This window comes from Geodermatophilus sp. URMC 62 (assembly GCF_052931475.1).
In genome coordinates, this window is sequence record NZ_JBRFHY010000001.1 from 4,964,982 (window position 1) to 4,979,905 (window position 14,924).

A 14,924-nucleotide genomic window follows, 5' to 3' on the forward strand; every position below is an offset into this window, starting at 1 on the left:
CGGAACCGCGGATTCCGCATGCCCGGCCATTCACCCCACGGATGGATCTCCCGGACGCCGGGCGTCGAGGAGGAACCGGCGCAACCACGAGTGGGCGGGGTCCCGCTGCGCCGAGCGGTGCCAGTAGAGGCACTCCACGAGCGGCTCCGGCAGGAAGGGCACCGTCAGGACGCGCACCCCGAACCCCCGCTGCAGCCGGCGCGCCAGCCCCTCCGGCAGGAACCCGATCCGGTCGGTCCCCTCGACGAGGGCCGGCACGACGGAGAAGGACTCGGCGTTCACGGTGCCGGTGGCGCTGATCCCCCGGACGGTGAGCAGCCGCTCGATGTGCGCCCCCGAGCCGAGGTCGTGGAAGAGCCCGACGAGGGACCGCCCGGCGAGGTCGGTCTCCTCGAGGACGTCCCCCCGAGGGCCGGCGTGCGCGTCCACGACCGCCACCCACGGCTCGCTCGACAGCGGCTCGGCGGGGTGGCCGCTGAGGAACGCCCGCGGGGCGAGGAGCAGGTCGGTGCGGCGCATGACCGTCTCCGTGTCGCGCACGAAGCCGTGGTCGACCTGCACCAGGTCCACGACGACGCCGGGGGCGACCCGGTCCAGATCGCGCAACGGCCCGCCCAGCAACGTCATCCCGTAGTCGCTCGCCGCGATCCGGAACGTCTGCGCGGCGGTGGCCGGGTCGAAGGACGCCTGCAGGCGCAGCACCCGCTCGACCATGCCGAGTGCGGGCTCGACCGCGTGCTGCAGCTCGCGGGCGACCGGGGTCAGGGTCAGCCGCCGGCCCTCGCGCACCAGCAGCTCGTCGCCGAACTGGCGGCGCAGCCGGGCGAGCGCGTTGCTCATCGCCGGCTGGCTCAGGCCCACGACCTGCGCGGCACGCGTGACGTTCTGCTCCTGCAGCAGCGCACGCAGCGCGACCAGGAGGTTCAGGTCCACCCCGGCGAGGTTCACGACGCGCGCCTCCTCCGACCGCCGGCCCCGTCGCGGGCAGCCGATCGACCCTAGCGCGAGTCATCCATCCCCCGGATGGACCACATCAGGGAGAATCATTTCCGTATGGCCTGGGCCACCGCATAGCTTGCCGCACTGTGACCTCTGCCATGTCGGCCGGACCGCCCGTCACGGGCCCGTCCACCGCCCCACCGGCCCTCGCGGCGCGCGGGGTCGGGCTGTCCTTCGCCGGCCTGCGGGCCCTGGACGCCGTCGACTTCGAGGTCCCCGCCGGCGGCACGTCGGCGGTGATCGGGCCCAACGGCGCCGGCAAGACCACGCTGTTCAACTGCGTCAGTGGGCTGTACCGGTACGAGGGCGAGCTGTCTCTCCACGGGCGCTCCCTCGGCCGCCTGCGTCCGCACCAGCGGGCACGTCTGGGCATCGCCCGCACCTTCCAGACGCCGGCGCTGCTCGACACGGAGTCCGCCCTGCAGAACGTGGCGCTCGGCGCCGTCGCGCACAGCCGGGTCGGCGTCCTCGACGCCATGCTGGTGACGCCGCGTCGCCGCCGCGAGGAGCGCGAGGCGCTCGGGCTGGCCTTCGACCTGCTGCAGCGCTTCGGCATCGCGTCGCTGGCCGGGCGTGCGGTGGCGGGCCTGGCGCACGGCGACCGGCGCCGGGTCGAGGTGGCCCGCGCGCTCATGGGCTCACCGCGCCTGCTGATGCTCGACGAGCCCGCCGCCGGACTGGGCGACGGGGAGGCGCGGGACCTGCTCGCCGAGGTCGAGGCGCACGCCGGCCCGGACGCCACCGTGCTGCTGGTCGAGCACGACGTCGCACTCGTCATGTCGGTCGCCCGCCGCGTCGTCGTCCTCGACTCGGGCCGGCTGCTCGCCGTCGGCACCCCCGACGAGGTCCGCGCCGACCCGCGCGTGGTCGAGGCCTACCTCGGCGCGGAACACGTCGACGACACCCCCGCACCGGAGCGGCTGCACGCCACCACCGGGGATCCGGCATGAGCGCGCTGCTCGAGGTGAGCGGGCTGACCGCCGGCTACGGCGGGGTCCGGGTGCTGCACGGCATCGACCTGACCGTCGGCGACAACGAGATCGTCGCCGTCCTCGGAGCCAACGGCGCCGGGAAGACGACGCTGCTGCGGGCGCTGTCCGGCACCGTGAAGGCCACCGGCCGCGTCACGCTCGGGGGCCAGGACCTCACCCGCACGGGCGCCGCGCGGATCGCGCGGGCCGGCCTCGGCCACGTCCCCCAGGGCCGGGGCACCTTCAGCGGGCTGACGGTGGAGGAGAACATCCGCCTCGGCGTCGTCTCCCGGGCCGCCGCGACCAGGGACCGCACGGCCGACGACCTCGAGCGCATCTACGCGACCTTCCCGGTGCTGCGCGAGATGCGCCGCCGGCCCGCGGGCGCCCTGTCCGGCGGCCAGCAGCAGATGCTGGCGCTCGCCCGGGCACTGCTGGCCCGGCCCCGGCTGCTGCTCATCGACGAGCCGTCCCTCGGCCTGGCCCCGCTGACGTCGGCGGACATGTTCGCCGTCCTCGGCTCGCTCCGCGAGGAGTGGTCGCTGTCGGTGCTGCTGGCCGAGCAGAACGCGCGGGCCTCGCTCAAGGTCGCCGACCGCGGCGTCGTGCTCGCCCGGGGCAGGGTCGTCGCCTCCGCACCGGCGGCGGACCTGGCGGCCGACGCCGGCCTCCGTGCCGCCTACCTCGGCGAGTCGCCCGAGGGCATCGAGGGGATCGCCTCGTGACCGAGTTCCTGCAGCAGACCGTCTCCGGCCTGACCACCGGCCTGGTGTACGCCGCCCTGGCGCTGGCGATCGCCCTGGTGTTCCAGGGCACCGGCACGCTGAACTTCGCCCAGGGCGAGTTCGCCACCCTGGCCGCCTTCGTGGCCTTCGCGCTGTCGAGCGCCGGCCTGTCCTGGTGGCTGGTCGTGCCGCTGCTCGTCGTCCTGGCCTTCCTCTTCGGAGCGGGCGTCGAGCGGCTGCTCGTCCGCCCGGTCGAGGGCAGCAGCCCGCTGGCGCTCCTCACGGTGACGGCGGCCCTGCTGCTGGGCACCAACGCCGTGGTGGCGCTGGTCTGGGGTACCGACGTGCGGGCGGCGCCCAGCCCCTTCGGCGGCGCGGTGTACCACCTCGGCCCGCTCACCTTCACCGCCCAGGCCCTCGGCGGCGGGGCCCTGGTGCTCGTCGCCATGCTGGTGTGCGGCCTGGTGTTCCGGGCCACGCCGCTGGGCCTGCGGCTGCGCGCCGTGGCCGACAACCCCGGCTCCGCCCAGCTCCTGGGGATCTCCACCGGGCTGATGCTCGCCGTCGGCTGGGGCATGGCCGCGGCGGTCGGCGCCGTCGCCGGGCTGGTCGCCGCCCCCACGCTGGGCCTGTCGCCCGAGCTCATGACCAGCCCGCTGCTGCTCGCCCTCGCCGCGGCGACACTCGGCGGCTTCTCCAGCCGGATCGGTGCCGTCGTCGGCGGCCTGCTGATCGGCGTCCTGTCCAACCTCGCCAGCCGGTACGTCCCCGGCATCGGAGGTGACCTGCAGCTCGTGGTGCCCTTCGCCGTGATCTTCGTGGTCCTGCTGGTCCGTCCGCAGGGTCTGTTCGGCCGGGCCTCGACGGTGCGCGCCTGATGGCCACCGTCGTCTCCGGGTCGCCGCGCTCCAGCGCACCGGCCGGGCCGGCCGCCCCCGCCGCGTCGTTGCCCGAGCTCCGCCCGATGTGGCGGCGTCCGGCGACCTGGGCCTGGACCGCGGTGCTCGCCGTCGGCCTGGTCGTCCCGTTCCTGGTCAGCGACTACGACCTGTTCAAGGCCACCCGGGTGCTGACCGTGGCGATCGCCGTGGCCAGCCTCAACCTGCTCATCGGCCGGGCCGGGCAGATCAGCGCCGGCCACGGCGCGCTCTACGGCCTCGGCGCGTACACCGCGATGATCCTGGTGAAGGAGGCCGGCTGGGCCTGGCCCCTCGCCGTGCTGGCCGCCGTCGTCGTCTCCGGCGTCGCCGGCTGGCTGATCGGCCTGCCCGCGCTGCGGGTGCGCGGGATGAACCTCGGCCTGCTCACCATCGCGATCGCCGCGATCTTCCCGCTGCTGCTCGCTCGCTTCGACGAGCTCACCGGCGGCACCATCGGCCTGCAGCTCCCCGGGTCGCCGATCACCGCACCCGGCGGTCTGGCCCTGACGCCGGAGCAGTTCCAGTTCCTGGTGGCGCTCCTCGTGCTCGCCGTCGTCCTGGTGCTGCTGCGCAACCTGACCACCGGGCCGCTGGGCCGGGCCATCGAGGCCCTCCGCGTCAACCCGCTGATGGCGCGGTCGGAGGGCGTGGACGTCAACCGGCTGACGCTCACCGTCTTCGGCATCAGCAGCGCCGTCGCCGGCCTCGGCGGCGCACTGGGCGGACTCGTCCTCGCCTCGACCGTGCCCGACAGCTACTCGATGTTCTTCTCGCTCACGCTGCTGTCGGCCTGCGTCGTCGGCGGGTCGCGGACCTGGGCCGGCTCGCTGATCGGGGCGGCGTTCATCGTCTACCTGCCCGACCTGATCAGCCAGCAGATCGGTGCCACCGTGGCCGGCCAGTGGTCGCAGCTGGCCTACGCGGCGGCCCTGCTGCTGGTCCTGTTCTTCCTCCCCTCGGGGGTGGCCGGCGGTGCCGGCCGGCTCCTGGCGCGGTTGACCGCCCGCGCCCGCCGGCACCCCGCTCCCTGACCCCCGCACCGCTTCCCCAGACCAGGGACCGGCGACCGCCGGTCCCCCCGCCCCGCACTGCGCCGTCGCAGTGGGAAACGAGGTCAGCCATGTCCCCCACCCCTGCCCGGGTGTCCCGCCGCGGGCTGGCGGCCCTGGCCGTCGGCAGCGTGCTGTTGACCGCCGCCTGCAGCGGCCGCGGCGAGGACTCCGCCGGCTCCGCCTCCTCCTCCGGTGCCGACGACAGCCCGATCGTCGTCGGCATGAGCTTCCCGCTCAGCGGTCCGCTGGCCGGCGCCAGCGCCGTGGCCGACGGCGCGGCCGCCTACTTCGAGCGGGTCAACGCCGACGGCGGCATCGACGGCCGCGAGATCCAGTACGAACTCCTCGACGACGCCTACGACCCGGCCCGCCAGGCCGACAACGCCCGGCAGCTCGTCGAGCAGGACGACGCCGACGTGGTCATGACCTTCGGTGGCATCGCCGCCGCCACCGCGCCGTACCTCAACGCCCAGGAGGTGCCGCAGATCGCCTTCGGCACCCAGGCGACCTTCTCCGACACCGACGCCACCCCGTTCACCCGGGCCTGGTTCCCCGACGGCAACTGGGAGGGCCAGGTCGTGGCCCAGGACATCCAGGCGGAGAACCCCGACGCCACGGTCGGCGTCCTCGGCATCAACAACGACCTCACCACCAGCCAGGTCGACGGCCTGACCGCGGCCGGGGTCACGCCGGACCAGGTGCTCACCGTCGCCCCCGGTGTCGTGGACCTGACCAGCCAGCTCAACCAGCTGCGCGGTGCCGGCGTGGACACGCTGTTCCTCGCCGTCGTCGGTCCCGCCCAGTCGGCGACGCTGCGCACCATGGCCGAGATCGGCTACCGGCCGACCACCTACCTCTACAGCGCCGCGGCCGACTTCGCGACCAGCATCGGCCCGGCCGGCCTGGAGAACGTGACCGGCGCCCGGACGGCGCAGTACTTCAAGGACCCCGCCGACCCGCGCTGGGCCGACGACGAGGGCGTGCAGGCCTTCCGTGCCGACGTCGAGGAGTACGGCGACGCCGCCAACGCCGACTCCTACCTGGCCATCGAGGGCTACGGGGCGGCGGCCGCCGTCGTGTCGGTGCTCGAGGAGTCCGGTGGCGAGGGCGGCACCGCCTTCACCGACGCGTGGGACGCCGTCGACGGCGCCGACAACCCCGCCGTCCTGCCCGACATGGAGCTGTCCGCCGGCCCCGGCAGCCGGCTGGTCCACCAGTACCGGGTGCTCGAGTTCGACGGCACCAGCTGGCAGGACGCCGGTGACGTCGTCGACGCGGACGACCTCGAGCAGGGCTGACCCCGGCCCACTCCCCCGGCGCCCACTCCCCCGGCGCCCGCCCACCCGACCCCGGCCGGGTGGGCGGGCGCTCCCGACCCACCCCGAGGAGCGCCCCGTGACCGACGCCCGCCCGCCCGTGCCCGGGACCGTCCCCTGATGCCCGTCGTCCGCAGGGTCCTCGTGCAGGGCGGCGGGGTCGGCGGCCTGACCCTCGCCGCCGCCCTCGGCCGGCGCGGCGTCGAGGTCGACGTCGTCGAGGCCTCCGGCCCCGACGCCGTGCTCGGCGTGGGCCTCAACCAGCCCAACAACGCCCTGGCCGCGCTCGACGAGATCGGCGTGCGGGAGCAGTGCCTGGCCGTCGGCTTCCCCTTCGAGCCGCTGGTCATCTGGAACCCGGCCGGCGTGCAGGTGGCGGCGATCCCGCCGCCGGAGGGCCGCTACGGCAGACCGTCGAACAACGCGATCAGCCGGCCCCTGTACAACGGCATCCTGCGCGCCGCCGCCGAGGAGGCCGGTGTCCGCATCCGGACCGGTGCCACCGTCTGGGAGATGGCCGAGGACGCCGACGGCGTCGAGGTGCAACTGGCCACCTGGACCGGCAAGCGGACGCCGCCCGTGCGGGACGAGGCGGCCAGCCGCGCACGCTACGACCTCGTCGTCGGGTTCGACGGCGTCCGGTCGCGGATCCGCGGGCACCTCTTCGGCGACCGGTACGTGCCGGAGTTCACCGGGTCGGCCAACTGGCGGATCACCCTGCCGCGCCCCGACGACCTGACCGCCATCGCCTTCGCCCTCGCCGGCCCGGTCAAGGCCGTGCTCACCCCGATCAGTCCCGAGCAGATGTACATCGCGCTCGTCACGCCCGAGCCGGGCAACCCGCGCCACGACCGGGCGGACTTCCCCCGGCTGGTGCGGGAGCGGATGGCGGGGTTCTCCGGGCGGCTGGGCGAGCTGCGCGACGCCGTCACCGACGACGCCGCCATCACCTACACGCCGCTGGAGCAGGTCGTCGTCCGCGAGCCCTGGTTCCGCGGGCGGATCGCGATCGCCGGCGACGCGGCCCACACCAGCACGCCGCACCTGGCCCAGGGCGCGGCGATGGCCGTCGAGGACGCCGTCACCCTCGCCGCCGCCCTCGACGAGCACCCGTCGCTGCCGGAGGCGCTCGACGCCTGGTACCGCCGGCGTCGCGACCGCGCGCTGTTCGTCGCCGACATGTCGCTGGCCCTGCTCAAGCAGGAGTCCGGCGCCGAGCTGACCGACCAGGAGGCGGCGCTGGTGCAGCTGGGCATCCCCGGTGCACAGGCCCGGATCGCCCAGGAGGCCTACTGACGCGGCCGTCCTGGACCCGACGGCGAGGAGCCCCGTCCCGGCGGGTGCCGGGACGGGGCTCCTCGCCGTGCGGGATCAGGCGGGTGCGCTGGTGAGCTGCGCGATCCGCCCCATGAGTGCCGGCACGTCGCCCTGCTCGCGGGCCAGCTGCCAGCGGGCGAGCTGCAGCGATGCCTCGACGACCTCGCGCACCCGCGGCAGCCGGCGCGCGGCGAAGCCTGCCAGCAGGTCGTCGTCGAGGGCGTCCGCGCCGGTGAGGACCTCGGCGAGGACCGAGGCGTCCTCGAGGCCGAGCGCCGCGCCCTGGGCCAGGGTCGGCGGGCAGGTGTGCACGGCGTCGCCGACCAGCACGACCCGGCCGCGGTGCCACGGGGTGTCGAGCAGGTGCTCCTCGAACCACGTGTAGTGGATCGCCGAGGGGTCGTCGATCGAGGCGAGGATCTCCCGCCACGGGCCGCCGTAGGCGCCGGCCAGCCCGCGCACGACGGCCAGCTTCTCCTCGTCGGTGACGGTGGTGCGGTCCTGCGCGTCCTCCACGAGGAAGGCGTAGAGCGACGTCTCCGAGGTCGGCGTGTAGCCGGCGATGTAGCAGGGGCCGCCGTAGACCGCCTCGGAGCTGACCACCTCGGCCGGCCGCGGGGCGAACACCCGCCAGATGCCCATGCCGACCGAGCGCGTCTCCAGCGGCACGCCGAGCAGGCGGCGGGTCCACGAGCGCAGCCCGTCGGCGCCGACCACGAGGTCGTAGCGGCCGGTGGAGCCGTCGGTGAACCGGACGTCGACGCCGGACTCGTCCTGCGCCAGCTCCTGCAGCGTCGTGGAGAAGCGGACCTTGACGCCGGCCCGCTCGGCCCGGCCCACGAGGACGCGCGCGAGGTCGGGGCGGTACATGCCCATGCTGGCCGGCAGGTCGGGGCCGCCGGAGCGGTGCTCGGCGACACGGGCCACCACCGTGGCCGCCGGGTCCGGCGCCCGGATCACCAGCTGGTCGGCGGCGTAGCCCAGCGCGAGGCACTCGTCGAGCACGCCGAGCTGCCGGAGCACCCGCAGGGCGTTGCCCTGCAGCGTGATCCCCGAGCCCAGCGCCGTGACGTCGGGCGTGATCTCGACTAGGTCGACGCCCACGCCCGCGTCGGCGAGCAGGGTGGCGGTGGCGGCGCCGGCGACACCGCCGCCGACCACGAGGACGTTCTGCACGGCTGACATGGGGGACTCCTTCGTCCGGTGCGGCGGGGGTCAGACGGGCGGCGCGACGAACAGGCCGCGGTCGACGTCGTTGAAGCTCTCCTTGGCGACGAGCTCCTCGAACGGGTTCGCCGTCCCCCACTGGTCCTGGTTCTCGGGCTTCGAGACGTCGTAGACGCTGGGGTGCCAGGCGTCCTCGTCGAGCTTCTCCAGCTCGGTCGTGTACTCGATGGTGTTGCCGTGCGGGTCGAGGAAGTAGCTGAAGGTGTTGTCCCCGGCCATGTGCCGGCCGGGGCCCCACACCATCCGCGTGCCGGCGCGCAGCAGCCGGCCGGTGCCGCGCATGTACTCGTCGAGGCCGCGCATCTCGAAGGAGACGTGGTGCAGCGAGACGTGCGGGCCCTTGGCGATGGCCATGCTGTGGTGCTGCGGGTTGCAGCGCATGAACTTCATCAGCTCGCCGGCGTAGGGGTGGATGAGCGAGTCCGAGAGCGCGAAGTCCAGGTGCTGCTCGTAGAAGGCCTGGGTGCGGTTGGGGTCCGGGGAGTTGATGACCACGTGCGAGAGGCGGACCGGGATGGACTCGCGCTCCTCGATCTTCCGGTGCTGCCGGGTGGCGACGTCGGCGGAGACCTCGATGGTGCGGCCGTCGACGTCGAAGAAGCGGAAGCCGTAGCCGCCGCCGGCGGTCTGCAGGACGTCGGGCTCGCTGACCAGCTGCACGCCGGCGGTGCCGAGGCGCTGGGCCAGGGCGTCGACGTCGGCCGCGGAGCCGGCGCCGTAGGAGATGAGGTCGAGGCGCTTCTCGGTGTCCTTGCGCAGCCGGACGACGTACTGCTCGGGCGAGCCCTCGGCGGCGAGGAAGACGATCCCGTTCTCCTCCGCGACCGGGGTCAGGCCCCACAGCGTCGTGTAGAACTCGCGCTGCGTGTCGAAGTCCGGCACCGCCAGGTCGACGTGCCGCAGGTGGGTGATCAGCCGGTCGGTCATCGTGGGTGCTCCTGTCAGTCCTGCTCGGGGATGCAGTGGTTGGCCTGGGCGCCCAGGCCGGTGATGGTCGAGTCCATGCGGTCGCCGGCACGCAGCAGCCGGCCGCGCGGGAGGCCGTTGCCGGCCGGGCTCCCGGTGAGCACGAGGTCGCCGGGCAGGAGGGTCGCCACGGTCGAGCAGTGGGCCACGACCCGGGCGACGTCGAAGAGCATGTCCTTCGTCGACTCGTCCTGCATGACCTCGCCGTTGAGCCGCAGCGTCAGGCGCAGGTCGGACGGGTCGGGCACGGCGGCGCGCGGGACGAGGACCGGGCCGGTGGGCAGGAAGGTCGGCGAGTTCTTGGCCGCCAGCCAGTCGGCACCCAGGGCCGGGGCGTCCCGGCGGAAGATCCGCTCGCGCAGCGTCAGGTCGTTGACGATGGTCCAGCCGGCGACGACGTCGAGCGCGTCGGCCGGCGTCACCCGGCGGGCGCGGCGGCCGACGACGGCGGCGAGCTCGAGCTCCCAGTCCGGCTGCTGCCCGTCGAGCGGGAGCACGACGTCGTCGTAGGCGCCGCAGATCGCGCTGGGCAGGCCCTGGAAGACGTAGGGCGGGTGCTGCAGCCGGGTGTCCATCTCGGCCGCGGCGTCGGCGCGCACCTGCTCGACCGTGCGGCCGTCGGAGCCGTCGGCGTGCGCGACGGCGATGTCGATGACGTGCGTGCGGTAGTTGGCACCGGCCTGGAAGACCTGGCGCGGCTCCACCGGCGGCAGCACGGCGAGGCCCTCCAGCGGCCGCCAGCCGTCCGCGGTGCGGGCCGTCTCCTCGAGCACCGGCAGGACGTCGTCCCACCGGTCGAGCAGCTCCCGGGTCCCGGTCGGGGAGCGGAGTGCGGTGGCGGAGGACAGGTCGAGCACCCGGTCGCGGGCGACGAGCGCGGGGAAGGTCCGGTCGTCGTCGGCGAGGCGGGCGAGTGCCCACTCCCCGGCGTGGTCGATGAGCGGGGTCACGCTGGCTAGCATCGGCGCCCGCGCCGGCCCGGCGGAAACGACGGATCCGTATGGACGGGCATCCAGGCGCCTTATGACCCGGCCACAGGAGGTCCGCGTGGAGCTCCCCAGCCTCGACCTGAACCTGGTCGTCGTGCTGCACGCCCTGCTCGAGGAGCGCAACGTCACCCGTGCCGGGGAGCGCGTCGGCCTGAGTCAGCCGGGCACCAGCGCGGCGCTCGCGCGGCTGCGCCGGCACTTCGACGACCAGCTGCTCGAGCGGGTGGGCGGGAGCTACGTGCTCACCCCGCTGGCCCAGGCGCTGCAGGGCCAGCTCGGCGAGACCCTCGAGCGGCTGCAGCGGGTGCTGGCCGCCCAGCCGCGCTTCGACCCGGGCAACACCGACCGGCGGTTCGTCGTCGCCTGCTCGGACTCGGTGCTCGCGGTGCTGGGGCCACCGCTGGTCGCGGCGGTCACCCGGCAGGCGCCGGCCGCCAGCCTGGACTTCCGGTCGCTGGACGCGCGGGTCACCACCGACCCGCTGGCGCTGCTGCGCGACGTCGACCTGCTCGTCGTCCCGCGCGGACTGTTCGCGCTGCCCGAGCTGCCCGGCGTCGAGCTCTACCGGGACCGGTGGATCTGCGCGACGTGGCGGGGCAACACGTCCGTCGGGGACCGCCTGAGCCTCGAGGACGTCTCGCGCGCCCGCTGGGTCATGCCCTTCCAGCAGCTGCTCATGTCCTCACCGGCCGACGCCGCGCTCGCCGCCCTCGGGGTCGACCGGCACTGCGCCGTGCGGGTCGAGTCGTTCAGCGTGCTCGACCGCCTCGTCGTCGGCACCGACCTGCTCGTCCTCTTCCACGAGCGGCTCGCCGGCGAGCTGACCGCGCGCGACCTGCGGGTGGTCGAGCTGCCGGTGCAGCTGCCGCCGATCACCGAGACGGCCTGGTCGCACCCCAGCCGCCGGCTCGACCCCGGCCACCGGTGGCTGGTCGAGGTGGTCACCGGCGTGGGCGCCGGGCTGGGTCAGCCGACGGGGCCGGCGAGCAGGTAGCGGACCGCCGTCTCACCGAGGTCGGCGACGAACGCGTCGTCGTCGACCGGCGCCGGCGTGGCGAAGCCCGGGCCGTAGGCGACGCGGATCATCGAGGTGGCGAAGACGGTCCCGAAGGCGGCGCGGACGGCGGCCTCCGGGTCGGCGTGCCGGATCGCCTCGCGCGCCCGCAGCACGACCGCCGCGAAGCCCTCCCCCAGCTCCTGGCTGTGGCGGGAGCCGCGCCGGCGGACCTCGGCGTGCGACGCCGAGAGGAGCACCACGGCGCGCAGGAAGCGCTCGTGGCGCAGGGAGATGCGCACGGTCTCGGCGACCGCGGCGCGGACCAGGTCGGCGGGCGCGAGCCCGGTCCAGCGCTGCTCGTCAGCGAAGACCTCCTGCCCGGCGCGCAGGCGGTCCACGCCGTGGTCGTACACGGCGAGGAAGAGGCCGTCCTTGCTGGTGGTGCGGGCGTAGAGGGCGGTCGGCGCGACGTGGGCCCGCTCGCACACCGCCGCGATGGTGAAGGCCTCGTAGCCGCCGTCCTCGAGGATCGCCACCCCGGCGTCGAGCACACGGCTCCAGGCCCGCCGGCTGCGCTGCTGCTTGGGCGGGCGGACCTCGAGGTCGGCGTCCATCTGCTCATCCTCTCTTGACAGAACCGTGACGTGCACTACAGTTCCCCGTCAATTGTAGTAATCGCTACAGTTATCGTCGCCCATCCCGAGGTGCCCGATGACCCTCTCCTCCCGCGGCCGTGTCGCCGTCCTCGGCGCCGGTCCGGCCGGCATGGCCGCCGCTCTCGGCGCGCTCACGGCCGGCCACGACGTCGTCGTCTACGAGCGCTACCGCGAGGCCCGCCCGGCCGGGAACATCCTCAACCTCTGGCCGCCGCCGCTGAAGGCCCTGCGGGCCCTCGGCGTGGACACCGACGACCTCGGCGCGCCCACCCACTCGGAGTTCCGCAACGTCCGCGGGAAGGTGCGCGTCGACGTCAAGCTCGACAGGGACGTCCAGGAGGCCTTCGGCGGCGGGTTCATCGGCCTGCTGCGACCGGAGCTCTACGAGCGGATGCTCGCCGCCATCCCCGACGGCGTCATCCGCTTCGGGCAGCAGGTGGAGCGCATCGAGCAGGACGAGCGCGCGGTCACCCTGCACTTCGCCGACGGCAGCACCGCCGAGCACGACGTGCTGGTCGGCGCCGACGGCATCGACTCCCTGGTCCGCCGCACGCTGTGGGGCGACGCGCCCAAGCGCGAGCACCGGCTGCACATCTTCGGCGGGTTCACCTTCGCCGAGGTCGAGGGCACGATCCCGAACAAGTGCGTGCTCAGCCACAGCCGCACCACGCAGGGCAGCTGGACCTCCATCCGCCACAAGGGCCGCGACGGCCACCAGTGGTGGGTGCTCACCGCCACCGACCCCGACGCGCCCGCGCCCGCCGACCTCAAGGCCGCGGCCACGGCGCTCGGCGCGGAGTTCCCCGCACCACTACCGGGCCTGATCGCCGCGACCGAGCCGGGCGACGTGCAGCGCTGGGTGCTGCGCGACCGACCCGCCCTCGAGCAGTGGTCGAAGGGCCGGGCCACGCTCGTCGGCGACGCCGCCCACCCGACCTCGCCCTACGCGGCCTACGGGGCCGGCATGTCGATCGAGGACGGCTACTTCCTCGGTGTCGCGCTGCGCGGGGTCGACCTCACCGACGCGGACGCGGTCGCCCGGGCGCTGCAGTCCTACGAGGACCCGCGCAAGCCGCACACCGCCAAGCAGGTGCAGATGGCCTGGATGCTCGGCAAGGTCTTCCACCACGCCCCCGCACCGCTGCGCCCGGTCCGCGACTTCCTCTTCGACCACACGCCGTTCCTGCAGAAGATGGCCGGCGACTCCAACCCGCGAGAGATCAACCAACAGCTCGTCCTGATCGAGGACTGAGCCGTGCTGGTCGTGATCGGCAACGCCACCGCCGCGCCCGGCCGCTGCGACGAACTCGTCGCAGCGGCCCGGGTCGTCGCCGCCGCCACGCGCGGGGACGACGGATGCCTGGCCTACACCTTCGCCGCGGACGTCGAGGACCCCGACCGGATCCTCGGTGTCGAGGTCTGGCGGGACGCGGTCACCGCGCCGGCCTCGGTGCGCCAGAACAGGATCGACTCACCGCAGATCGTGCGGGCGAACAGCTCGCGGCCGATCTCCCGGCCGTAGGCGGCCACGTACCACCCCTCGAGCCGCGTGCCGCAGTCGTCGCCGCTGCGACGTGGGCCTCGCGAGGTGGGCACGGGCCGATCAGGCGGTGACCGGCCCGGCCGGAGCCCGGAAGGCCCACCGCAGTGCGGCGAACCGGACCAGCCCGACCGCCCCCGTGACCAGGGCCACGAGGGCCAGGTGCGCCGCTGCGCTGCTGCCGGGGACCAGCGCGTCGAACCGGTCGAGCGCCACCGTGGTCGCCGCCATCCCGGCGAGGGCCAGTCCGCCGCCCTCCCACTGCGCCTCCAGCCAGGTGACCCGGCCGGTGGCGGAGAAGGTGAGCCGGCGGTGGAGCTCGTTGGCGAGCACCGAGGAGGTCAGGGCGCCCGCGAGGTTGGCCGGCGTGCTGCCGAGGTCTGCGAGCAGGACGAACACGAGGGCGTACAGGACGTTGGCGATGCCGCCGACGGCGACGAACCGGGCGAGCTGCGCCCGCGCGTCGTCGCGGCGCAGCCGGGACATCAGCCGGGAGGTCGTCTTCTGCACACGTCGATCGTCGGTCCCGGCAGGGCCGGGGTCGTCGTCCCTCCGCATCCACTCGGCCTACTGCAGGCGTAGCAGGCGACCGGCTACTGCGGGGTGATGCCGGCGCGGACGGCCAGCGCGACGAGCTGGGCGCGGTCACGCGCGCCGACCTTGGTCATCGCGCGGTTGGCGTGGGTCTTCACGGTGAACGGGGAGAGGAAGAACTGCTCGGCGATCTGGGCGTTGTCCAGCCCGGAGACGATCGCGCCGACCACCTCGCGCTCCCGCGGCGTCAGCTCGGCGAAGCGGGCGGCCAGGACCGGGTCCGCGGTGACCGCCCGCTGTGCCACGACGTGGTCGACGACCGCACCGACCGCCCCGGGAGACAGCGCTCGCCTCCCCGAGGCGACGTCGATGACCGCTCCGGTCAGCTCGGCCGGGCCGGCTCCCTTGCTGAGGAAGCCGTCGGCGCCGGCCCGCAGGGCCCGCAGCACGTTCTCGTCCTGGTCGAAGGTGGTCAGCACCAGGATCCGCAGCTGCTCCGGCGGCCGGGTGAGCCGGATGCGGCGGGTGGCCTCCACGCCGTCGATCCCGGGCATCCGGATGTCCATGAGGACGACGTCGACCTCGACGGTCTCGAGGTCGCGCAGGACGGCCAGGCCGTCGGCCGCCTCGGCGACCACCTCGAGGTCCGGATGGGCGCCCACGATCGAGCGCAGACCGGCCCGGATCATCTCCTGGTCGTCGACCAGCATCACCC

At 74.4% G+C, this 14,924-nt stretch carries 16 protein-coding genes; 9 read left to right on the forward strand and 7 right to left on the reverse strand.

Translation table 11 applies throughout. The features are described 5' to 3' along the window. Positions 1-30 precede the first annotated feature (30 nt). The gene (locus ACU616_RS23825) at positions 31-948 is read right to left on the reverse strand and encodes a LysR family transcriptional regulator (protein ID WP_446760883.1); all 918 of its coding nucleotides are present in this window, start codon (positions 946-948) and stop codon (positions 31-33) included. A 137-nt stretch (positions 949-1,085) separates the two neighbouring features. On the opposite strand from ACU616_RS23825, the gene ACU616_RS23830 reads away from it, so the two are divergent. The 6 genes from ACU616_RS23830 to ACU616_RS23855 all read left to right on the forward strand — a co-directional run bounded on the left by ACU616_RS23830 (position 1,086) and on the right by ACU616_RS23855 (position 7,279). Then, positions 1,086-1,949 (forward strand): ABC transporter ATP-binding protein, encoded by an 864-nt coding sequence (locus ACU616_RS23830; protein ID WP_446760884.1) that lies wholly within the window; start codon positions 1,086-1,088, stop codon positions 1,947-1,949. Then, a complete protein-coding gene (locus tag ACU616_RS23835) occupies positions 1,946-2,695 on the forward strand; it encodes an ABC transporter ATP-binding protein (RefSeq protein ID WP_446760885.1) in 750 nt (249 codons plus the stop codon). Before ACU616_RS23830 ends, ACU616_RS23835 begins: the two co-directional genes overlap by 4 nt. Continuing rightward, complete coding sequence (locus ACU616_RS23840; RefSeq protein ID WP_446760886.1) at positions 2,692-3,573, forward strand: branched-chain amino acid ABC transporter permease; 882 nt, start codon at positions 2,692-2,694, stop codon at positions 3,571-3,573. Before ACU616_RS23835 ends, ACU616_RS23840 begins: the two co-directional genes overlap by 4 nt. Beyond that, entirely contained in the window at positions 3,573-4,646 is a 1,074-nt protein-coding gene (locus tag ACU616_RS23845; RefSeq protein ID WP_446760887.1) for a branched-chain amino acid ABC transporter permease, read from the forward strand. The genes ACU616_RS23840 and ACU616_RS23845 overlap by 1 nt, the downstream gene beginning before the upstream one ends. An 89-nt stretch (positions 4,647-4,735) precedes the next feature. Beyond that, positions 4,736-5,965: an ABC transporter substrate-binding protein gene (locus ACU616_RS23850; protein WP_446760888.1), complete on the forward strand. Its 1,230-nt coding sequence runs from the start codon at positions 4,736-4,738 to the stop codon at positions 5,963-5,965. A 138-nt stretch (positions 5,966-6,103) separates the two neighbouring features. After that, positions 6,104-7,279 carry an FAD-dependent monooxygenase gene (locus ACU616_RS23855; protein ID WP_446760889.1) on the forward strand — a complete coding sequence of 392 codons (1,176 nt, stop codon included), beginning with the start codon at positions 6,104-6,106 and terminating at the stop codon, positions 7,277-7,279. A gap of 75 nt (positions 7,280-7,354) precedes the next feature. Here ACU616_RS23855 and ACU616_RS23860 read toward each other — a convergent pair whose 3' ends face one another. The 3 genes from ACU616_RS23860 to ACU616_RS23870 are packed head-to-tail and all read right to left on the reverse strand — an operon-like array spanning position 7,355 to position 10,443. Beyond that, positions 7,355-8,485 carry an FAD-dependent monooxygenase gene (locus ACU616_RS23860; protein ID WP_446760890.1) on the reverse strand — a complete coding sequence of 377 codons (1,131 nt, stop codon included), beginning with the start codon at positions 8,483-8,485 and terminating at the stop codon, positions 7,355-7,357. Between the two features lie 30 nt (positions 8,486-8,515). Then, complete coding sequence (locus tag ACU616_RS23865) at positions 8,516-9,454, reverse strand: VOC family protein (protein WP_446760891.1); 939 nt, start codon at positions 9,452-9,454, stop codon at positions 8,516-8,518. A gap of 14 nt (positions 9,455-9,468) precedes the next feature. Then, positions 9,469-10,443: a fumarylacetoacetate hydrolase family protein gene (locus ACU616_RS23870; protein WP_446760892.1), complete on the reverse strand. Its 975-nt coding sequence runs from the start codon at positions 10,441-10,443 to the stop codon at positions 9,469-9,471. A 97-nt stretch (positions 10,444-10,540) separates the two neighbouring features. Between ACU616_RS23870 and ACU616_RS23875 the strand changes: the two genes are divergently transcribed. Further along, positions 10,541-11,476 (forward strand): LysR family transcriptional regulator, encoded by a 936-nt coding sequence (locus ACU616_RS23875; protein ID WP_446760893.1) that lies wholly within the window; start codon positions 10,541-10,543, stop codon positions 11,474-11,476. On the opposite strand, the gene ACU616_RS23880 is transcribed toward ACU616_RS23875, so the two are convergent. Next, a complete protein-coding gene (locus ACU616_RS23880) occupies positions 11,449-12,093 on the reverse strand; it encodes a TetR/AcrR family transcriptional regulator (protein ID WP_446760894.1) in 645 nt (214 codons plus the stop codon). The genes ACU616_RS23875 and ACU616_RS23880 overlap by 28 nt on opposite strands. A 97-nt stretch (positions 12,094-12,190) precedes the next feature. Here ACU616_RS23880 and ACU616_RS23885 point away from each other — a divergent pair, with 97 nt between their 5' ends. Both ACU616_RS23885 and ACU616_RS23890 read left to right on the forward strand, forming a co-directional pair. After that, positions 12,191-13,387 carry an FAD-dependent oxidoreductase gene (locus tag ACU616_RS23885; RefSeq protein ID WP_446760895.1) on the forward strand — a complete coding sequence of 399 codons (1,197 nt, stop codon included), beginning with the start codon at positions 12,191-12,193 and terminating at the stop codon, positions 13,385-13,387. A gap of 3 nt (positions 13,388-13,390) precedes the next feature. Then, the gene (locus tag ACU616_RS23890; protein WP_446760896.1) at positions 13,391-13,657 is read left to right on the forward strand and encodes a putative quinol monooxygenase; all 267 of its coding nucleotides are present in this window, start codon (positions 13,391-13,393) and stop codon (positions 13,655-13,657) included. Positions 13,658-13,738: 81 nt separating this feature from the next. Here the strand turns inward: ACU616_RS23890 and ACU616_RS23895 are convergent, their stop codons facing one another. Further along, entirely contained in the window at positions 13,739-14,185 is a 447-nt protein-coding gene (locus ACU616_RS23895; protein WP_446760897.1) for a GtrA family protein, read from the reverse strand. Positions 14,186-14,268: 83 nt separating this feature from the next. Beyond that, positions 14,269-14,919: a response regulator gene (locus ACU616_RS23900; RefSeq protein WP_446761523.1), complete on the reverse strand. Its 651-nt coding sequence runs from the start codon at positions 14,917-14,919 to the stop codon at positions 14,269-14,271. Positions 14,920-14,924 lie beyond the last annotated feature (5 nt).